Consider the following 19,185-nt stretch of genomic DNA (forward strand, 5'->3'; position numbering starts at 1 on the left):
CCGCCGGTCTGGCTCCCGCGCCTCCCCCGGCCGCCTGGAACCACGACGCCGCCGGAGGCGACTGGCCGGTGATGCATCCGGTCTCCGACCTGCCCGCGCGTTCGCCGGGGCGGGGCTACTCGGTGCCCATGCGGGTCCACGACGACCGGCACTCCTACCGGTCGCCGCACTGGCCGCCGTACCGCGCGGCGCGGGTCCGGGACGACCACGCGCCCGAGCACTGGACGCGCCGGGACGACCAAGTGGAGCACGGCCACGAGACGCCCGTGACGCACAGGAACGACGCCGCCTGGGGACCGAAGATGTCACCAAACGGCTGGCACTGATGATCACCGACGGGGTAGGCATGCTCGCATGACGACTTCCCGTACGGCGCCGTCCGGGGTGATCCCCGGGCGGCGCCGCAGGTGGCGATACCTGGCCGGGCTCCTGGTCCTGGCGGTCCTGCTCGTGGTGGGCGGCCGGCTCGCCTGGACGTGGCTCAACCCGCTCGGCGAGCAGACCATCGACCGCAGCCAGCCGGTGCTGCTGGAGTCCATCAAGGACCTGAGCCGCTTCGAGGCGGCCACGGGGAACTTCCAGGTCGTGGTCGACCTGGAGAAGGACGCCAACTTCCTGCCGGACGCGATCAAGGGCAGCCGCACGCTCTTCGTGGGGGCGGGCGGGGTGGACGCGTACGTCGACTTCTCGGGCATGGCGGCGAACGGCGTGACCGTGTCGGAGGACCGCACGGAGGCGACGATCCGGGTGCCGCGCGCCCAGCTGGAGAAGCCCAACCTGGACAACAGCCGTTCGTACGTCTTCGCGCAGGAGCGCGGGCTGTTCGACCGGGTGCAGGACTTCCTGTCGGGCTCGCCGGGCGACCAGCGGGAGCTCTATCTCCTGGCAGAGAAGAAGATCCTGGAGGCGGCCGTGGCGAGCGATCTGCGGGCCAGGGCCGACGCCAACACCAAGACGATGTTGTCGGGCATGCTCAAGTCGCTCGGCTTCACCAAGGTCACCGTGAAGTTCACCGACGAGCCGTGAAACCGCTGGTCAGGTGCGCCTTAGGGATCCCTCGCCCCCTCCTAGGCACCTCCCTATCCCTCCTTATGCCATGAGATAAGGCATACGCCCGATGTGTCGGAGGGGGCCTTAGCACGAGTCTTGAGCGTGCAGGGAAACGCACTCCAAGGGAGCGACTCGGATGAACGCCGAACTCGAATACTCGGTCATGCAGTACCACGCCTCCGAACTCCGGCGGGCCGCCGCCGAGCACCGGCGGGCGAACGAGGCGCGCCGGACCTCGGAGCGCCGTCACCGCTCGGTGTTCGCCCGGTTCCTCGCCTCATGACCGCCCACAAGCAGCCCGGCCGCACCCTCCCTCGCGGCCGGGCTGAAATGCCCCCTTAGGGGGCGGCGCGCGGGGCTCGGAATCCTGGCCGGGCCGCGAGCGCGGTGTGGCGACGCCCCGGTCCATTCCTGGTCGGACCGGGGCTTCGCGCTGTCCGGGCCCGGCCGGGCCGCCGCGAGGTCAGGACTTGGGGACGGAGATGAGCAGGGCGTCACCCTGACCGCCGCCACCGCACAGGCCCGCGGCGCCCAGCCCGCCGCCCCTGCGCTTCAGCTCGTACGCCAGCGTCAGCACGATGCGCGCCCCCGACGCCCCGATCGGGTGCCCGAGGGCGATGCCGCCGCCGTTGACGTTGACCTTGTCCAGCGGCACGCCGAGCTCCTTGGCCGACTGGAGCACCACGCTGGCGAACGCCTCGTTGATCTCCACCAGGTCGAGGTCGGCGGCCGTGACGCCCTGCTTGGCCATGGCGTGCTTGATGGCGTTGGCCGGCTGCGACTGCAGCGAGGCGTCGGGACCGGCGACGTTGCCGTGCCGGCCGATCTCGGCCAGCCACTCCAGACCCAGCTCCTCGGCCTTGGCCTTCGACATGACGACGACGGCGCAGGCGCCGTCGGAGATCTGCGAGGCGGAGCCGGCCGTGATGGTGCCGTCGGCGGCGAAGGCGGGGCGGAGTTTGGCCAGGGTCTCCGCGGTCGTGTCGCCGCGTACGCCCTCGTCCTCCTTGACGACCAGGGGCTCGCCGCGGCGCTGCGGGATCTCCACCGGGACGATCTCTTCCTCGAAGACGCCGTTCTTGATGGCGGCGGCGGCCAACTGGTGGGAGCGGGCGGACAGGGCGTCCTGCTCGTCGCGGCCGATGCCGAGGCGGGCGTTGTAGCGCTCGGTCGACTCGCCCATCGCGCACTGGTCGAACGCGCAGAACAGGCCGTCGTGGGCCATCGAGTCGACCACCTGGGAGCCGCCGTACTTGACGCCCTTGCGCAGCCCGGGCAGCAGGTGGGGGGCGTTGGTCATCGACTCCATGCCGCCGGCCACCACGATGTCGAACTCCCCCGCCCTGATCAGCTGGTCGGCCAGGGCGATGGCGTCGAGCCCGGACAGGCAGACCTTGTTGATCGTGATGGAGGGGACGGTCATCGGGATGCCGGCCTTGACCGCGGCCTGACGGGACGGGATCTGACCCGCGCCGGCCTGCAGGACCTGGCCCATGATGACGTACTCGACGGCCTCCGGCGCGACCCGCGCCCGCTCCAGAGCGGCCTTGATCGCCAGGCCGCCGAGCTCCACGGCCTGCAGGCCGGACAGTGCGCCGAGAAGCTTGCCGATCGGGGTGCGAGCTCCGGCGACGATGACGGAACTGGACATGACAACGGCCTCCTGTGCTCGCGCGTCGGGTCTTTGACACCATACCCACGGGTAGAACGTCGCTCCCAGGGAGGTAGGCCACACATGTTCATGCGGATCGACCACATCGGAATCGCCTGTCACGACCTGGAGGAGAAGATCGAGCTGTTCTCCCGGACGTTCGAGCTGACGGTCGTCGCACGCGAGGTGAACGAGGAACAGGGCGTCAAGGAGGCCATGCTGCACATCGCCGACGGCGAAGGCGGGGGCTCCTACATTCAGCTTCTCGAACCCCTCTCGGAAGAGTCACCTGTGGGAAAATTCCTCGCCAGGCGGGGCGAGGGTGTGCATCACGTGGCATTCGGCGTCCCCGATGTCGCCGACGCGATGCATAAGATCAAGGAGAAGGGCGTGAGGCTGCTGGACGAACGTCCCCGGCATGGGTCGATGGGCTCAGAAATCGCATTCCTGCATCCCAAAGATGTGGGTGGAATGCTGACGGAGTTGGTCCAAGCGGCCACGCCCCCGCAAAACGTAAAAAAGGTTCATATGTAACTAGTCACGCAGAAAGTTGGACGGGGCTTCGCAGGTGGCACCAGCGGAGTACGCTTGGCCTTCCACCGGACATGGAGCTCGCTGCCCGGAGCGGGCTCCAGGCTCGGGTGCCCCGAACCCCCCGTCCGGCCCGTGTAGCCGTCTCGACAACCCAGGATCGAGCCTCCATGCAGTCCGACATCGACGCCCAGCTCAACAACTTCTTCGAGGACGCCCCAGCGCGCGAGTTCGACGTGGTGCTCCGTGGTTACGACCGGCACCAGGTTCACGATCATCTCAAGCAGCTCGACGGTGAGCTACGTCAGGCGCGCGAGCAGGTTGTCAGCCTCCAGCGCGATCTGGCCGACTCCCAGCGGCAGTTGCAGGAGCAGGAACGTCCCACCTACTCGGGTCTCGGGGCCCGTATCGAGCAGTTGCTCCGCCTGGCCGAGGAGCAGGCCACGGAGCTGGTCCAGGCGGCCAGGTCCGAGGCCAACGAGATCAAGGCCGCGGCCAAGGTGGAGGCCGCCGACCTGCGCGCCGCCGCCGAGGCCGAGGCCGCCGACAAGCGCGCCCAGGCCACCCGCGAGAGCGAGGAGATGCGCACGACCGCCGAGCGGGAGGCCGAGGACATCCGCTCGACCGCGCGCCGCGAGGCCGACGAGCTGACCCAGACCACCGAGCGCGAGGCCGCCAAGCTGCGCGCCACCGCCGACCACGAGGTCGCCGAGAAGCGCGCCGACGCCGAGCGTGAGATCGCCAAGCTCCGCACGACCACCGAGCGCGAGGTGGCCCAGCTGCGCGCCTCCACCAAGCGCGAGCGCGACGAGGTGCTGACCGCCGCCAAGCGGCAGGCCGACGAGATGCGCGCCCAGGCCCAGCGGGTGCTGGAGGAGTCCGAGGCCAAGCGGGCCCAGGACGAGGCCGAGTTCGAGATCCAGCTCGCCGCCCGCCGCGAGGAGGCCGAGCGCCAGGAGGCCGAGCGCCACGCCACCGCGCAGGCCGCCACGCAGAAGCTGGTCGCCGAGGCCGAGCAGCGCGCCGCCACCGCCGAGTCGCGGGCCACGAAGGCCACGCAGCAGGCCGAGCAGACCCGCCGCGAGGCCGACCTGCACGCCAAGCAGCTCGTCGCGAACGCCCGCAAGAGCGCCGAGACCATCGTGGCCGAGGCCAAGACGAGCGCCGAGACGATCGTCACCGAGGCGAAGACCGAGGCCGAGCGCACCCGTACGGCGATGCAGCGTCAGGTCGACGAGCTGACCCGGCAGCGCGACAGCATCACCAGCCACCTGGCCCAGCTGCGCCAGCTGCTCGGCGGCGCCGCCCTGCCGGGCCTCGACCCGGAGCCCGCGGTCACCGCGGCCCCGCCCAAGCCCGCGCTCGCCGCGGCCGAGCCCGCCGCCGCGGTCGCCGCTCCGGCTCCGGCGCCGGCCCCGGTCACCACGCCGGCGCCGAAGGTGGAGGCCAAGGCCGACGACGACGCCGAATGGTGGCAGGAGTAGGGGGCTCGCACACCGCGTACACGGGGGCTGAATGACGGCTGGGAGAGCCTGGCGACCGCGGGGTCGCTAGGCTCTCTCTTTGCCGCCGGACGGGTACGCAGAGGTACGCGTCCGTCATGCTTGGTCACCGATCCCCCTGGAGTTCCCTGTTGACCGCAGAAGCCAAGCCGGCAGCCGGACCGGAGCAGCCCGAGCAGCCGGAGCAGCCCGCCGAGGAGGGCGACGCGCAGCCGTACGGACTGCCGGGCAAGCCGCTCGCCCGGGGCCCGTTCCTGTTCGGACTGGTCGGCGGGCTGGGCGTGCTGACGGCGATCGCGCTCGCGCAGATGGTCGTGCAGTCGCTGAGCACGATCATCCTGGTCGTCGTGGCGATGTTCCTGGCGGTCGGGCTGAACCCGGCGGTCGAGGCGCTGCAGCGCCGCGCGCTGTCCAGGCGGGCCGCGATCTCGATCGTGTTCGCCGGTGTGATCGTGGCGTTCGCGCTGTTCGGCCTGGCCGTGGTGCCGCCGGTCAGCCAGCAGCTGACGGAGTTCGTCGACGCCGTGCCCGGCTACATCACCGAGCTGAGCAACCATCCGACGCTGCGCCAGCTCGACGCCGACTACCAGATCCTCCCGCAGCTGCGGACGTTCGTGACGAGCACGCTGGGGCCGTCGCTGGCGAGCGGGATCATGGGCGCCGGGCTGGTGGTGCTCAACGGCGTGTTCACCACGGTGACGCTGCTGGTGCTCATGCTGTACTTCCTCGGCTCGCTGCACACGATCAAGGACTACCTGCTCAAGCTCGTCCCGGCCTCGCGCCGGCCGCGCACGCGCGCGATCGCCGAGCAGATCCTCACCGGGATCGGCGGCTACGTCGCGGGCAACGTGCTGATCTCGGTGATCGCGGGCGTGCTGACGTGGATCTTCCTGTCGATCGCCGGCGTCCAGTACGCGCTCGCGCTCGCCCTGGTCGTGGCCCTGACCGACCTGATCCCGCTGGTGGGCGCGACGATCGGCGCGGTGCTGGTGACCGGCGTGGCGCTGCTGCAGTCGGTGCCGGCCGGCATCGCGTGTGCGATCTTCTTCGTCGTCTACCAGCAGGTCGAGAACTACGTCGTCTATCCCCGGGTGATGAAGCACTCGGTCGACGTGACGCCGGCCGTGACGGTGATCGCGGCGTTGTTCGGCGGCGCCCTGCTGGGCATCGTCGGCGCCCTGCTGGCGATCCCGGTCGCGGCCGCGATCGCGCTGATCGTCCGCGAGGTCGTCTTCCCCCGCCAGGATCGCGCCTAACAGGCTCCGACCCTCAGGGCCGGAGGTCGTTGGAGAGGTTGATCCGGATCTCCGTGTTGCGGTATCCGGCGCGCCTGAACGCGGCCGCCATCGGCGCGTTGCCCACGTCGGTGGTGGCGGTGACGCGCGGCTCTCCGTTGGCCGCGTCGATGCGGGTGATCTCGCCGAGCACCTCGTCCACGTAGCCGCACCCCCGGAACTCCGGGACCACCCCGAGATACCCGACGTTCACGTTGTACGGCGTCGCCGAGGGGATCGCCATGCCCGCCACCTCGCCCTCGGGCGTGTAGGCGATCCGCCACCACTGCCGCTTGCCCGGCGCGCCGAGATAGAAGTCCATCTCTTCGCGCGCGGTCGCGTCCACGCCCTTGGCCGTCAGGCTCGCACGGGTCTGGGCGTCCAGGCTGCCCTCGGCGATTCTCCTGAACACCGTCAGGAACTCCTCGTCGGACGCCTCGGCGAACCGCAGCACGCCCTTCGCCGGGGGCACCCCGTCGGCGGGCGCCCACTCGAACTGCAGCCGCTCCACTTCCCGGGTGAGGCCGGCCGCGTGTGCCGCCGCCCGCCGCCATCCCACGGCCGAGGAGGTGGCCGGATCGTCGCGCCAGCCGCCCGCCGCCTTGATGGCGTACTGCACCGGCTGCGGGAATCCGGCCAGCGCGGCCTGGATCAGCTCGGCGGCGATGGCGGCGCGGTCGCCCACGGTGGGATCCATGTCGAGGCAGTCGAGCGCGACCGGGTGCGCGCTGTCCCTCGGCCCCCACCACAGCGCCCGTCCTACGACCCGGTCGCCGGCCTCGGCGATCCACGTCCACTCCGGCCGGTACATGTTCTCGGCCAGATCGGCGAGGTAACGGCCGGCGGAGATCCAGCCGACGGGCTCGGTCACGATCCACGAGGTCACGAGGTCGAGGTCGGCCGGGACGGTGGGGCGGTAGGAGATCACCCGCACAACCTAGCGATCCATTGTCATCATCTGTAACGAGTGTCCGGTCGTTCCTCGCCTCGTGCGGCCCCGAGGCGTCCGCACTGCCAATTTCTCCACCCGGACTCTCGCAGCCGATCCGGCCCCTAACGCGCCGCGCCCAGCTCCGTACGGAGGAAGTCCGCCACCGCGGCGTTGAACGCCTCGGGCTGCTCGACCGCGCTGAGATGCCCGGCCTTCGGGATGATCTCCAGCTTGCCGTCGGGCACCGCCCGCGCCATGGCCTCGGCGTCGGAGACCGGCGACAGCTCGTCCTCCTCGCCCACCACGACGAGCAGCGGCACCTTGAGCGCCCCCAGCGTCTCGAACGAGTCGGGCCGCGCGGCCATCGCGCGCTGCGCCCAGGCGACGGCGCCCGGCGGTGCGGACTGCACGAGCCCCTTGACCCGGCCGAACACCATGGCCCGCCGTTCCTTGGTCGTCGGCCCGATGAGGGCGGGCAGCACCTCCTCGACCAGCACGTCGCTGCCGCCGGACAACACGGCCTGCGCGATGCGTTCCCTGTTGGCCCTGGCCGGGGACGGATCGGTGGTCGCCTTGGTGTCGGCGAGGATCACGCCGAGCACCCGGTCGGGGTGCCGGCGGCAGAACGCCATGGCGACATAGCCGCCCATCGACAGCCCGCCGACCACCGCCTTGTCGATGCCCTCCGCGTCGAGCAGCTCGGCGACGTCGTCGGCCATCGACTCGATGGACGGCTCGTCGTCACCCAGCCGCGAACCGCCGAATCCGCGCAGGTCAGGGGTGATGACCCGGCAGACCTTGGCCAGCCCCTCCCGCTGCGCCAGCCACATGGCCGACGACAGAGGGAACGCGTGAAGCAGCACAACCGGGATCCCGGTCCCGGCAGATCTCGTGTAGAGCTGCACGGTCCACACGGTAACCCGGTTCACGCCGACAATCACTCCATGACCGCGGCTGGTTATCCCGAGCCATCCCACAAAAAGCGATATTTCACCTTATTCCGCTATAAATCCGGCATTGCGTGGCGCGAGAATCCCGCGCACAATCCAGGGACACCGACCGTGCATCCGAGGTGACCCCATGTCAGGATCCCGGCCCGCGCTCCCCGACGCCACCAACGGCGCCTTCCTCCTCCAGGCGCTCCAGGAGGCCAACGCCCGCCGGGCCGCGCACCGCGTGCCGCCCCTGACCATGGACCCGCTGCTGGTCGAGTACGCCAGGGCCAGGGCCGCCTCCCGTTCCGAGCACGAAGGGCTACGGGCCGGGCACGACGGCCTGCGGGCCGGCACGGCCGAGACCCTGTTCTGGAGCGAGGGCGAGTCGATGAGCGACGCCGCCGAAGCGGTGGCCTTTTGGGACACTGAACCGGGCGCTCTCGACCGGCTGACCGCCGCGGCCGGCACCCGCATGGGCGCCGCCCGCGTGGCGGGACAGGGCTCGCGGGCGTACGAGACGTACGTGGTCTTCGTGTTCGAGCCGCTGTGACTCAGACGTCCGTGGGCAGCGGCCACGCCGCCGGGTTGACCCGCTTGACGATCTCGTCGAGGACGATGCGGACGTACGGCTCCCCCACCCACAGGTGCTTGGCGCCGTCCACCCCGATGACCTCGGCCTGCGGCACCCGCGCGAACCGTTTGCGCGCCTCGTCGGGCCGCAGGTAGTCGTCGAACTCCGGCACCAGCGCCACCAGCGGGCGCCCGAACCGCGCCCAGGCGTCCAGGTCGTCGTCAGTGGCCCTGTGGAGCGGCGGCGACAGCAGGATCGCGCCCTCCACCAGGGGGTCGTGCGCCCACTTCAGCGTCAGCTCGGTGCCGAACGACCAGCCGACCACCCACACGTGCGGCAGGTCGTGGAACTCGGCGTACTCCAGCGCTGCGGCCACGTCGAACCGCTCGCCCTCGCCCCCGTCGAACGCGCCCTGCGACGTGCCGCGCTCGGAGGACGTGCCGCGGGTGTTGAAGCGCAGCACGGCGAGGTCGGCCAGGGCCGGCAGCCGGTTGGCGGCCTTCTTGTAGACGTGGCTGTCCATGAACCCGCCGTGGGTGGGCAACGGGTGCAGGGTGACCAGCGTCGCGACCGGGGGACGGTCGAGGGGCTGGGCCAGCTCGCCGACCAGCGTCAGGCCGTCGGCGGTGTGCAGCTCGATCGGCTCACGTCGGGCGGGCAGCACGGTCGCCGCGCGAATCTCCACCATGGATCCCTTCAGTAACGGCTGCGGCCGGGGCCGCGATCAAGTCTCTTACGCCAGCAGGCGGGGTGCCAGTGGCGGCGTTCCTCGTCGCCGCCCGGCCAGTTGGGCCAGGCCACGAGGTGGGGCTGCCCGACGCGGATCTCCTGGTCGCAGCCGGGGCACCGGTAGGTCTTGGTGGAGGAGGCGCCGGTGAGCGTCCGGACCTTCCACTCGCCGTCGGGCCATTCCTCCACCTTGTCGATGCCCGTGGGGAAGCCGAAGGGACGGGAGGATTCTCTCCGGCGGGCGCGGCGTGGGCTCATCGACGGGGGAACTCCGTGGCGCCGGCGGTGACGAGCTGGTCGAGCAGGGGCGCGGGGGCGAAGGCGGGGTCGCGGTATTCGGCGTAGAGGGCGCGCAGGCCGTCGCGGGCCCGGGCCAGGCCGATGGACTCCAGCATCTCGAACGGCCCGGCCGGGTAGCCGCAGCCCAGGCGCATGGCCGCGTCGATGTCGGCGGCCGAGGCGTAGCCGGCGTCGTGCATGCGTACGGCGTCGTTGAGGTAGGGCAGCATGAGGGCGTCCACGACGAAGCCGGCGCGGTCCTTGCACGGCACCGGCGCCCGGCCGGCCACCTTCATCAGGTCGACGGCCGCCCCGGCCGCCGTGTCGGAGGTCAGCGCGGTGCGGGCCAGCTCGGCCACCTCGTCGCCGACGAGGTGCACGCCGACCATCCTGGACGGGTCGGACAGGCGGACGGCGTGCTCGACCACCGGCCGGTCGGAGAACCGGAGCACCACGTCGGGGTCCTCGCCCGACCGCGCGAACCCCGCCGCGCCCAGCCGCCCGGCCAGCTCGTCGGCGCCCGGCCCGGCCACGTCGAACGTGATCACGCCCGACCGCCCGGGCCCCTGCGCACGCGCCTGCTCCGCGCCGTAGAAGCCGCGCCCGCTCTTGCGGCCCAGCCGGCCGGCGGTGACCAGCTCGCGCAACAACGGCGCGGGCGCGTGCCGACGGTCGCGCGTCTCGTCGAACAGCACCTCCATGACCTCGTACGCGGTGTCGAGGCCGATGAGGTCGAGCAGCGCGAACGGCCCCATCGGCAGCCCCGCGCCGCGCGTCATCGCGACGTCGATGTCGTCGCGCCCGGCGATGCCCTGCTCCATGAGCAGGGCGGCGTGGTTGAGATAGGGCAGCAGCAGCCGGTTGACCACGAACCCGGCGCGGTCGCCCACCGTCACGGCCGTCTTCCCAAGCCGCGTCGCCAATGCCGAAATATCCGACACGGCGTCGGCGTCGGACATCACCGTCCGCACCACCTCGACCAACCGCATGACCGGCGCCGGATTGAAGAAGTGCATCCCGACCACCCGCCCCGGACGCCCGGTCGCGGCCGCGAGGGCCGTCACCGGCAACGACGAGGTGTTGGTCGCCAGCACGGTCTCGGGTTTGCAGACGCCGTCGAGATCGCGGAACAGCGAGATCTTGTAGTCGAGGATCTCGGGGATCGCCTCGACGACCAGGTCGGCCTCGCGCAGGTCGTCGCGCGAGGTGGTCAGCGTCACGCGGCCGAGGATCTCCGCACGCCGCTCGGCCGGCAGCCGCCCCTTGTCGACGGCACGGGCGGTGGAGCGCTCGAGCAGGCCGCGCCCCCTGGCCAGCGCCTCGGCGTCGGCCTCGACGCCGATCACCCGCAGGCCGGCCCGCGCGAACACCTCCGCGATCCCGGCTCCCATCGTGCCGAGACCGACGACACCCACCCGTTCGAACGCCATGCCTCCAGTTTTCCAGAGCCGCTAAGGTGGACGGTCATGCGGCTGGTCATCGCGCGCTGCAGCGTGGATTACATCGGACGGCTCACGGCACACCTGCCGATGGCGCCGAGACTCGTGCTCATCAAGGCCGACGGCAGCGTGAGCATCCACGCCGACGACCGCGCCTTCAAACCGCTCAACTGGATGAACCCGCCGTGCAAGCTCAAGGAGGACGGCGAGACCTGGACGGTCACCCACGGCAAGACCGGCGAGAAGCTGGTGCTGACCATGGCGGAGATCCTCCATGACTCGAGCCACGAGCTCGGCGTCGACCCCGGCCTGATCAAGGACGGCGTGGAGGCCCACCTGCAGGAGCTGCTCGCCGAGCACATCACGGCCCTGGGTGAGGGCTACTCCCTGATCCGGCGCGAGTACATGACGGCCATCGGCCCGGTCGACATCCTGTGCAGGGACGCCGCGGGCGCGACGGTGGCGGTGGAGATCAAGCGCCGCGGCGAGATCGACGGGGTGGAGCAGCTCACCCGCTACCTGGAGCTGCTCAACCGCGACCCGCTGCTGTCTCCCGTGCGCGGCGTGTTCGCGGCGCAGGAGATCAAACCGCAGGCGCGCGTGCTCGCCGCCGACCGCGGCATCACGTGCGTCACCCTCGACTACGACGCCCTGCGCGGCATCGAGCCGGAAAACCCCACCCTTTTCTGATCTGTACGGCTCAGCCGTGGCCGGCCACCCGCCGCCCCGGGTCGCCGGCCCTCCAGGGAAACGCCCGCTGACCCTTCAGTGGTGACCCGCCGCAACGGAGCGCCCCGTGGGCCGGCTCCGTGGCCGGCGCTCCTTGGATGCCCTGGTCGCGAGGTGGTAAGCAAGCGATTACCCGTCTATCGTGACCGCATGAGCACGCTGACGTTCGATTCGCTCAACCCGGCGACCGGCGACGTGGTCGGCAGCCACCCCCGGCACACCGCCGCCGACGTCCACGAGGCCGTGGAGCGGGCGGGCGAGGCCGCCCGGTGGTGGGCCGCGCTCCCGCCGGCCGAGCGCAAACGCCGCCTGCTCGACTACAAGGCCGTCCTCACCCGGCACATCAGGGAACTCGCCCGGCTGATCCACGACGAGACCGGCAAGCCGGTGGGCGACGCCACGCTGGAGATGGTGCTGGTCATCACCCACCTCGACTGGGCGGCGCGCCACGCCCAGAAGGTGCTCGGCCGCCGCCGCGTCAACCCCGGCACCATCGGCCTCAACCTGGCCGCCACCCTCGAATACCTGCCGCTCGGCGTCGTCGCCGTCATCGGCCCGTGGAACTACCCCGCCTTCACCCCCATGGGCTCCATCTCCTACGCCCTGGCCGCCGGCAACGCGGTCGTGTTCAAGCCGAGCGAGCTCACCCCCGGCGTCGGCGTACGGCTGGCGGAGTTGTTCGCCGAGTCCGTCCCCGAGCAGCCGGTGTTCCAGACCGTCACGGGGCTGGGCGAGACGGGCGCGGCGCTGGCCGCCGACCCGAGGGTGAAGAAGGTCGCCTTCACCGGCTCCACCGCCACGGCCAAGCGCGTCATGGCGGCCTGCGCGGAGAACCTCACCCCGCTCGTGGCCGAGTGCGGCGGCAAGGACGCGTTCATCGTCGACGCCGACGCCGACGTGGCCGCGGCGGCCGACGCGTGCCTGTGGGGCGCCCTGTCGAACGCCGGCCAGACGTGCGCGGGCGTCGAGCGGGTCTACGTGGCCGACGCCGTCTACGAGCCGTTCATGCGGGAGTTGTCCGGGCTGGCCGCCAAGGTGAAGGCGGGCGAGGACTACGGCCCGATCACGATGCCCGGCCAGCTCGACGTCATCAGGCGGCACATCGACGACGCCGTCAAGTCCGGCAGGGTCGTGACCGGCGGCTCCGGCGCGGTGCGGGCGCCGTACGTCGATCCGGTGATCGTGGAGGACGTGCCGGAGGACTCCCCCGCGGTGCGCGAGGAGACGTTCGGCCCGACCATCACCGTGCGCCGCGTCCGCGACGCGCAGGAGGCGCTCGATCTGGCCAACGCCTCGGCCTACGGGCTGGGCGGCACGGTCTTCAGCCGCGACGCCCGCCGCGCCGCCCAGCTCGCGCGCAGGTTGCGCGGCGGCATGACCGCGATCAACTCGATCATCTCGTTCGCCGGAGTGCCGGCCCTGCCGTTCGGCGGCGAGGGCGAGTCGGGGTTCGGCCGGATCCACGGCGCCGACGGGCTGCGCGAGTTCGCCCGGGCCAAGGCGGTCACCCGGCAGCGCTTCCCGATGCCGGGAATGAACATCACGTCGTTCAGAAGAGGCCCCGCCGATCTTGAGCGGCTGGTCAGACTTGTGACGTTCTTGCATGGAAGACGAAAAAGGTAATCTTCTTACCCTTTCCAGAAAACGGATCATCAGTCCATAATTGTGTGCTCTGGGGGCCACGATCATGTTGGACGGGTGAATGTGAACCGGTCTTACCGGGGAATGACGGCTGAACAAAGGCTGGCGGACCGGCGCGAGCGGCTGATGACGGCCGCGTACACGCTATACGCCAAGCCGGGATTCACGTCGACGACGATCGAAAGGCTGTGCTCGGAGGCCAGGATCTCCAACCGCGCCTTCTACGAATGTTTCGGCGGGCGCGAGGAGCTCCTGCAGGCGTTGCACGAGCGCTGCGTCGAGGAAAGCCTCGCCGTCGTGGCCAAAGCGTTACAGGAGGCGCCGGACACGCTTGACGGCAGAGTCAAGGCGGGGATTCGCGCGTATATCGAATTCGCCACGGCCGACTGGCGCCGGGCCCGCATCATGCACGTCGAGGTCCGCAGGTCCGGAGACGTCCTGACACTCTCACGTCAGCGCGCGGTGGAGGCGTTCGCCCGGCTGATCCAGGACGCCGCCGAGGATTTTCCGAAGACGTCCGCGTTGAATCGCCGGCTGCTTGCACTCGGCGTAATTGGCGCGTTACAAGAGTTGCTCATCGAATGGCTGCTCTCGGACGACCGGCCGGACATCGAGGAACTCGTCGCGGTGGCGGTGCACATCTTCACCCGCGGCCTCGGCCCCGCTTGATCGCGATATCAATCGCATTCCCGCGGGATTAGCGGATCGGCCGGCCGAAATCTTGCATTGTCCAGGTGTCGAAAAGAGCGGGCGACGGCTGATCGTCGCCCGCTCCGATATCTCAGTTCAGGCCACCGCGGCCTCGGGAACCTCGACGTTCAGGACCCGATTCAGCCGGGTCACCGCGAGCACCCGCATGATCCGCGGCGGCACCCCCCGGAGAACGAGGCGGCGTTGCACGCTCATCGCGCGCCGATGCGAGCCCACGAGAACTCCAAGCCCCGTGGCGTCGATCATCTCCAGCTGGGAAAGATCGAGGATCAGATCGCCGTCTCCGGAGTCGAGAGCCTTGTGCACCCGCTCGCGCACCCCGGCCGACGTCCCGGCGTCGAGCCGGGCTCCGATCCGCACCACCTGGGCCCTCGGATTGCCCCGGACTCGCATGCCACCTCCTCGGTCACGCACACCCCGTGCGTCGTCAAAACTCGGCGCAGAACGCCTGAAGGGCTCAACCCCGTAGTCCTCCCCTACCCAGCCAGCGGCAATGACACGACTGCGGTCAGCAGGAACTCTCCATCGCCTGTCGGCTGGGCCGTCACCTTGCCGCCCACAGCGCCCAGCCGCTCGCGCATGCCGGCCAGACCGCTGCCCAGATCGAGTGCCGCACGCCGGACCACGCCGTCATTGCGCACGGACAACTCGGCCTCGTCCTCGGTGAACCTGATCGTGATGTCGCAGTAGGTCGCGGTGCTGTGCTTGAGCACGTTCGTCACCGCCTCGCGGACTGCGTACGCGAACACCGGAGCCACCCCGTCGGGCAGCTCGTGGTAGGGAAGGCGCACCTCGCAGCGGACCCCGGCCGCTTCGAGCACTCCCTTAACGCTATTCAGCTCGGCCGCCAAGTCAAGCTCGCGGTACCCGCGCACGGCCTCCCGCAGCTCCCTGAGCGCCTTCCTGGTCAGCGCGTTGACCTCGGCCATCTCGGCCTTGGCCTTGCCCGCGTCCACGTCCGACAGCCGCGTGGCCAGCTCGGTCTTGACCGCGATGGCCGACAGCTGGTGCCCCACGAGGTCGTGCAGGTCACGGGCGAACCGCAGCCGCTCCTCGGCCACCGCCAGCCTGGTGTGCGCCTCCCGGCCGGCGTGCGCCTCCTCCGCCAGCTGCCAGATCCACACCCACAACCGGGTGGAGGGCGGCATCAACGTGCACCAGATGGCGTAGATCAGGGTGTAGTAGATGAGCCCTCCCCCCACACCCATGCCGGCGTCGAGGAGGCTCGTCCCGGTCGCCAGGCCGAGCATGGCAAGACCGACGGCGACCACGCCCGTGCCGACCGAGAGCAGCACGGCGGTGCGCTTGGAGACGTTCAGCGTGGCGATCGAGAGCCAGGCCACGAGGGCGAAACCCCAGCCGAACGGCTCGGCCCCGCCCATGCCCGCCGCCACCACGGCGAGGACCGCCGCCACCACCACCTGCTTGGTGGGGTGACGGCGGTCCATGGCCGGGGCGATGAGGCGCACGCCCACCCAGGTGAGCCCGGCGGCGGCCACCAGCGCGGGCCCCACGCTCCACCAGTACAGCCTGTCGTCGGCGAAGGCGATGAGGCAGGCCAGGGCGAACATCAGCCACATCATCACGAAGACCACGGCCAGCATCAACCAGGTGAGCCGGCGTGCTCGCTTGAGCGAGTCCACGGAGCTACTTGGCGCGCAGCACGTCGGTGAGCTTGAGCCTGGCTCCCGTCCGCAGCACGGCCCTGGCGTACACCTTGGCGCCGATGGCCAGCACCGCGGCCACGGCCAGCAGCATGGCCGCCATGGACACGCCCACCTGCCACAGCGGCACCTCCGTCGCCGCCATCCGCACCGGCATGACCATGGAGGAGAACGGCGGCACGAACGACATCACCGTGGCCAGCGTGCCCGTGGGGTCGGTGGTGATGTAGAAGCTCACGAAGTACGTCAGCATGACCGTCATGGTCAGCGGCGTGAGCACGGTGTTCACCTCCTCCTGGCGCGAGACCAGCGAGGCGAGCGCGGCCGACAACGTGGCGAAGAAGACGTAGCCCAGCACGAACCAGACCAGCACACCGGCGACCAGCCCGGCGATCCCGGGCGGGAAGTCCGCGGACAGGCCCGACGCGCTCGTCGCGAGCAGCCCGACCGCGAGGATCGTGACCATGTTGATCAGGCCCACCACGCCGAGACCGGCGATCTTGCCGCCGAGCAGCTGCCACGGCCGCACCGCGGAGAGCAGGATCTCCACGATCCGGCTGCCCTTCTCCTCCACCACACCCATGGCGACCATCGTGACCTGCCCCATGAGGAGCATGAAGAGCACGAGGACCAGTACCACGGCGATGCCCGTGCGGGCGCCTTCGTACTGCGCGTCGGCGCCGACGGACTGCACCTGCAGCGGTGGGATGTTCACCCCGGCGGCGCCGAGCCTGACCTCGCGGTTGACGCTCTGCATGAGCACGCCGAGCTCGGAGTCGATCTCCCCGTCGGTGAGCACCCTGGCGTCGTCGACGAGCACCGCGTCCACGTCGCCGTCGAGCACGGCCTGCTTGGCCGCCTCCTCGTCCGGGAACGTCCGCCACTCGAACTCCGTGTCCGGCGCCGCCTGCTGCAGCGGCAGCTGCTGGGAGTTGACCGTGCCCAGCGTGTACGAGTCGCCGCCCATGATCGTGGGCAGGAAGGAGACCGCCGCCACCAGCAGGCCGGTGACGAGCAGGCCGATCACGAACCCCTTGGTCCGCACCTGCGTGACGATCTCCCGCCGCGCGATCAGCATCAGTCCGTTCACGCCACGGCCTCCTTGAAGATCTCGGTGAGGGTCGGCTGCTCGACCCCGAAGTACTCGACGTGGCCCGCCTTCATGGCGCGGCGCAGGACCTCCTGGTCGTCCACGTCGGCGGTCTGCAGGATGTGCCGGTCGCCGCGCACGGTGACCGTGCCGGGCAGGCCGTCGGCCCAGCCGTGGGCGGGGTCGCGGACGACGACCCGCAGCGTGTTGCTCTCGGCGCCCCGCAGGTCCGCCACCGTGCCGGTGGCCACCATGCGGCCTCCGGAGACGATGCCGACGGAGTCGCACAGCCGCTCGACCAGCTCGAGCTGGTGACTGGAGAAGATCACCGGCACGCCGCCCCTGCACCGCTCCTGCAGCGCCGTGGCGAGGGTGTCCACCGCGATCGGGTCGAGACCGGAGAACGGCTCGTCCAGGACCAGCACCGCCGGGTCGTGCACGAGCGCCACCGCGAGCTGCACGCGCTGCTGGTTGCCCAGCGAGAGCGCCTGCACGGCGTCGTTCCTGCGCTCGACGAGCCCGAGCCGCTCGATCAGGTCGGTGGCGGACTTCTTCGCCGCCTGCGCGCTCAGGCCCTGCAACCTTCCGAAGTACTCGATCTGCTCGATGACCTTCATCTTCTGGTACAGGCCGCGCTCCTCCGGCATGTAGCCGAACCGCCGCCGGTCGTCGTAGCCGAGCGGCCTGCCCTGCCAGCGCACCTCGCCGGAGTCGGCCTGGAGCACGCCCATGACGATACGCATCGTCGTGGTCTTGCCGGCGCCGTTGGCGCCCACGAAGCCGTACATCTCGCCAGGCCGTACGGTGAAGCTGATCCCGTCAAGGGCGACCTTGCCCCCTGGGGCGTCGGGGCCGCCCGCGAAACTCTTGCGCAGGTCGCTGATCTCGAGCATCAGGTCCTCTCCTTCGTCATGGGTCAATCATGGCTTTTGCCGCATAGCCCCATGTAGTCGCGGAAATCATGGACCGGATATGGATCCCGCGTCCGATCCTGATGACATTTGTCATTACGCTGAGGCCATGACGCGCCCCGACAAGGACAAGCCGGTCGTTCTCTCACGCATCTACACCCGGGTCGGCGACGACGGCACGACGGCGCTGAGCGACATGAGCCGCACGTCGAAGACCGACCTGCGGCTCGCCGCCTACGCCGACGTGGAGGAGGCCAACGCCCACCTGGGGCTCTCGCTCGCGTTCGGCACCCTCCCGGCCGAGCTGACCGAGGTGCTCCGGCTCGTGCAGAACGAGCTCTTCGACGTGGGGGCGGACCTGGCCACACCCGTGACGGAGCATCCGGAGTTCCCGCCGCTGCGGGTGGAGCAGTCGTACATCGACCGGCTGGAAGAGCTGTGCGATCGCTTCAACGCCGGCCTCAAGCCGCTGCGGAGCTTCATCCTGCCCGGCGGAGACCCCGCCACGGCCGCGCTGCACGTCGCGCGCGTCACCGTTCGCAGGGCCGAGCGGACGACCTGGGCCGCCCTGCAGGCTCACGACGACATGAACCCGCTGACGGCGAAATACCTCAACCGGCTGTCCGACCTGCTCTTCATCGCCTGCCGCGTGGCCCACGGCGGCGAGGAGATCCTCTGGAAGCCCGGCGGTACGCGTCAGGCGACGTCGAGATAGGCGCTCGGCGGGGCCGACTCCAGCCACGCCAGGAAGCCCGTCATCGCGTCAGGGCTCATGGCGAGCGAGATGCCCCGCGTGCTGCCGTCGCAGTCGACCGCGTAGAGCCCGCCCTCGATCTCACGACGGGGGGATACGACAAGGCCGCGCCTCGCGATCGCGTGGCGCGGCCTCAGTCGCACACCCAGGAGCGGAATCCAGTGGAGCTCCCCGTCGGCATAGCGGGCTACCCCGCTCTGCCATCCCCGGTCGCCCACCCGCAGGCGACAGGGGACGCTGCCGCGTACGCGGGCCAGCGTCACCCCCCGCAGGACGACGAGGACGGCCAGCGCAACCACGAGAACTACCACCGTCGTCACCACTGCCGCCCCCTGAGTCCGCTTGCTTGTATTAAACCTCTTCGCCCGCCGCGCGCAGCCGGGCCCTGGCACGCTTGGCCTCGAGGGCCGCGTCGGCGTCTTCCTGGTTGGCCTCGATCGAGGCCTGAGCCCGGTCGAGAGCGTCACGGGCAGCCGCGACGTCGACCTCGGTGCCGAGTTCGGCCACCTCGGCGAGCACGGACACCTCGTCGTCGGCCACGGAGATGAAGCCCCCGTGCACCGCGGCCACGAGGTCGCCCTCGTTCTCCCGCTTCACGCGCAGCACGCCGCCCTCGACGAGGACGCCGAGCACAGGTGCGTGTTGCGGCATGATACCGATCTCGCCGTCCACGGTCTTGGCAATCACCATGTCGGCCTCGCCCGACCAGATCTCACGCTCGGGTGAGACAACCCCTACGCGTAGCTTCGCCACTTGTGTAGGTTCCTTTCCGATCAGGTGGCGGTGCGGCCCG

At 70.5% G+C, this 19,185-nt stretch carries 23 protein-coding genes; 11 read left to right on the forward strand and 12 right to left on the reverse strand.

What is annotated here, in order from left to right:
- The 3 genes from C1J01_RS50000 to C1J01_RS50005 all read left to right on the forward strand — a co-directional run.
- The coding region (locus C1J01_RS50000; protein WP_181448902.1) for a hypothetical protein at positions 1-326 on the forward strand (326 nt) is incomplete at its 5' end.
- Between the two features lie 28 nt (positions 327-354).
- Positions 355-1,026: a DUF4230 domain-containing protein gene (locus C1J01_RS22225; RefSeq protein ID WP_111180899.1), complete on the forward strand. Its 672-nt coding sequence runs from the start codon at positions 355-357 to the stop codon at positions 1,024-1,026.
- A gap of 160 nt (positions 1,027-1,186) precedes the next feature.
- Positions 1,187-1,333 (forward strand): hypothetical protein, encoded by a 147-nt coding sequence (locus C1J01_RS50005; RefSeq protein ID WP_181448903.1) that lies wholly within the window; start codon positions 1,187-1,189, stop codon positions 1,331-1,333.
- A 180-nt stretch (positions 1,334-1,513) separates the two neighbouring features.
- Here C1J01_RS50005 and C1J01_RS22230 read toward each other — a convergent pair whose 3' ends face one another.
- Positions 1,514-2,701: an acetyl-CoA C-acetyltransferase gene (locus C1J01_RS22230; protein WP_111180900.1), complete on the reverse strand. Its 1,188-nt coding sequence runs from the start codon at positions 2,699-2,701 to the stop codon at positions 1,514-1,516.
- 84 nt (positions 2,702-2,785) lie between these two features.
- Between C1J01_RS22230 and mce the strand changes: the two genes are divergently transcribed.
- The 3 genes from mce to C1J01_RS22245 all read left to right on the forward strand — a co-directional run bounded on the left by mce (position 2,786) and on the right by C1J01_RS22245 (position 5,990).
- Positions 2,786-3,235, forward strand: a complete 450-nt coding sequence (mce, locus tag C1J01_RS22235) for a methylmalonyl-CoA epimerase (protein ID WP_111180901.1) — start codon at positions 2,786-2,788, stop codon at positions 3,233-3,235.
- Between the two features lie 167 nt (positions 3,236-3,402).
- Positions 3,403-4,716, forward strand: coding sequence for a DivIVA domain-containing protein (locus C1J01_RS22240; protein WP_111180902.1), 1,314 nt, complete (start codon positions 3,403-3,405; stop codon positions 4,714-4,716).
- 149 nt (positions 4,717-4,865) lie between these two features.
- Positions 4,866-5,990 carry an AI-2E family transporter gene (locus tag C1J01_RS22245; protein WP_235854593.1) on the forward strand — a complete coding sequence of 375 codons (1,125 nt, stop codon included), beginning with the start codon at positions 4,866-4,868 and terminating at the stop codon, positions 5,988-5,990.
- A 13-nt stretch (positions 5,991-6,003) separates the two neighbouring features.
- Here the strand turns inward: C1J01_RS22245 and C1J01_RS22250 are convergent, their stop codons facing one another.
- Both C1J01_RS22250 and C1J01_RS22255 read right to left on the reverse strand, forming a co-directional pair.
- Positions 6,004-6,936: a GNAT family N-acetyltransferase gene (locus C1J01_RS22250; protein WP_220040042.1), complete on the reverse strand. Its 933-nt coding sequence runs from the start codon at positions 6,934-6,936 to the stop codon at positions 6,004-6,006.
- A gap of 125 nt (positions 6,937-7,061) precedes the next feature.
- Positions 7,062-7,802 (reverse strand): alpha/beta fold hydrolase, encoded by a 741-nt coding sequence (locus tag C1J01_RS22255; protein ID WP_268958735.1) that lies wholly within the window; start codon positions 7,800-7,802, stop codon positions 7,062-7,064.
- A gap of 217 nt (positions 7,803-8,019) precedes the next feature.
- Here C1J01_RS22255 and C1J01_RS22260 point away from each other — a divergent pair, with 217 nt between their 5' ends.
- The gene (locus tag C1J01_RS22260; RefSeq protein WP_111180904.1) at positions 8,020-8,424 is read left to right on the forward strand and encodes a CAP domain-containing protein; all 405 of its coding nucleotides are present in this window, start codon (positions 8,020-8,022) and stop codon (positions 8,422-8,424) included.
- Between the two features lies 1 nt (position 8,425).
- Here the strand turns inward: C1J01_RS22260 and C1J01_RS22265 are convergent, their stop codons facing one another.
- Genes C1J01_RS22265 through C1J01_RS22275 form a run of 3 tightly spaced genes read right to left on the reverse strand, consistent with a single transcriptional unit; the run spans position 8,426 to position 10,883 of the window.
- A complete protein-coding gene (locus C1J01_RS22265) occupies positions 8,426-9,130 on the reverse strand; it encodes an alpha/beta hydrolase (RefSeq protein WP_111180930.1) in 705 nt (234 codons plus the stop codon).
- Between the two features lie 11 nt (positions 9,131-9,141).
- Positions 9,142-9,432 (reverse strand): Rv1322 family protein, encoded by a 291-nt coding sequence (locus C1J01_RS22270; protein ID WP_111180905.1) that lies wholly within the window; start codon positions 9,430-9,432, stop codon positions 9,142-9,144.
- Positions 9,429-10,883: a 3-hydroxyacyl-CoA dehydrogenase family protein gene (locus tag C1J01_RS22275; RefSeq protein WP_111180906.1), complete on the reverse strand. Its 1,455-nt coding sequence runs from the start codon at positions 10,881-10,883 to the stop codon at positions 9,429-9,431. Before C1J01_RS22275 ends, C1J01_RS22270 begins: the two co-directional genes overlap by 4 nt.
- A 36-nt stretch (positions 10,884-10,919) precedes the next feature.
- Here C1J01_RS22275 and nucS point away from each other — a divergent pair, with 36 nt between their 5' ends.
- The 3 genes from nucS (at position 10,920) to C1J01_RS22290 (ending at position 13,931) form a co-directional block, all read left to right on the forward strand.
- Positions 10,920-11,582: an endonuclease NucS gene (nucS, locus tag C1J01_RS22280; RefSeq protein ID WP_111180907.1), complete on the forward strand. Its 663-nt coding sequence runs from the start codon at positions 10,920-10,922 to the stop codon at positions 11,580-11,582.
- A 189-nt stretch (positions 11,583-11,771) separates the two neighbouring features.
- Positions 11,772-13,244: an aldehyde dehydrogenase family protein gene (locus tag C1J01_RS22285; protein ID WP_111180908.1), complete on the forward strand. Its 1,473-nt coding sequence runs from the start codon at positions 11,772-11,774 to the stop codon at positions 13,242-13,244.
- 75 nt (positions 13,245-13,319) lie between these two features.
- Positions 13,320-13,931: a TetR/AcrR family transcriptional regulator gene (locus C1J01_RS22290; RefSeq protein ID WP_235854594.1), complete on the forward strand. Its 612-nt coding sequence runs from the start codon at positions 13,320-13,322 to the stop codon at positions 13,929-13,931.
- 117 nt (positions 13,932-14,048) lie between these two features.
- On the opposite strand, the gene C1J01_RS22295 is transcribed toward C1J01_RS22290, so the two are convergent.
- The 4 genes from C1J01_RS22295 to C1J01_RS22310 form a co-directional block, all read right to left on the reverse strand.
- Entirely contained in the window at positions 14,049-14,366 is a 318-nt protein-coding gene (locus C1J01_RS22295) for an STAS domain-containing protein (RefSeq protein WP_111180910.1), read from the reverse strand.
- Between the two features lie 83 nt (positions 14,367-14,449).
- The gene (locus C1J01_RS22300) at positions 14,450-15,616 is read right to left on the reverse strand and encodes a sensor histidine kinase (RefSeq protein WP_146615685.1); all 1,167 of its coding nucleotides are present in this window, start codon (positions 15,614-15,616) and stop codon (positions 14,450-14,452) included.
- A gap of 4 nt (positions 15,617-15,620) precedes the next feature.
- Entirely contained in the window at positions 15,621-16,727 is a 1,107-nt protein-coding gene (locus C1J01_RS22305; RefSeq protein ID WP_111180912.1) for an ABC transporter permease, read from the reverse strand.
- The gene (locus tag C1J01_RS22310) at positions 16,724-17,620 is read right to left on the reverse strand and encodes an ABC transporter ATP-binding protein (RefSeq protein WP_111180913.1); all 897 of its coding nucleotides are present in this window, start codon (positions 17,618-17,620) and stop codon (positions 16,724-16,726) included. The genes C1J01_RS22305 and C1J01_RS22310 overlap by 4 nt, the downstream gene beginning before the upstream one ends.
- Before the next feature lie 127 nt (positions 17,621-17,747).
- Here C1J01_RS22310 and C1J01_RS22315 point away from each other — a divergent pair, with 127 nt between their 5' ends.
- The gene (locus C1J01_RS22315) at positions 17,748-18,353 is read left to right on the forward strand and encodes a cob(I)yrinic acid a,c-diamide adenosyltransferase (RefSeq protein ID WP_111180914.1); all 606 of its coding nucleotides are present in this window, start codon (positions 17,748-17,750) and stop codon (positions 18,351-18,353) included.
- Here the strand turns inward: C1J01_RS22315 and C1J01_RS22320 are convergent.
- Both C1J01_RS22320 and C1J01_RS22325 read right to left on the reverse strand, forming a co-directional pair.
- A complete protein-coding gene (locus C1J01_RS22320) occupies positions 18,335-18,703 on the reverse strand; it encodes a DUF2550 domain-containing protein (RefSeq protein WP_235854595.1) in 369 nt (122 codons plus the stop codon). The genes C1J01_RS22315 and C1J01_RS22320 overlap by 19 nt on opposite strands.
- Positions 18,704-18,743: 40 nt before the next feature.
- On the reverse strand, positions 18,744-19,145 hold the full coding sequence (locus C1J01_RS22325; RefSeq protein WP_111180916.1) for a F0F1 ATP synthase subunit epsilon: 402 nt from the start codon (positions 19,143-19,145) through the stop codon (positions 18,744-18,746).
- Between the last annotated feature and the right edge of the window lie 40 nt (positions 19,146-19,185).

It is taken from the genome of Nonomuraea aridisoli (genome assembly GCF_003236395.1).
GTDB lineage: Bacteria > Actinomycetota > Actinomycetes > Streptosporangiales > Streptosporangiaceae > Nonomuraea > Nonomuraea aridisoli.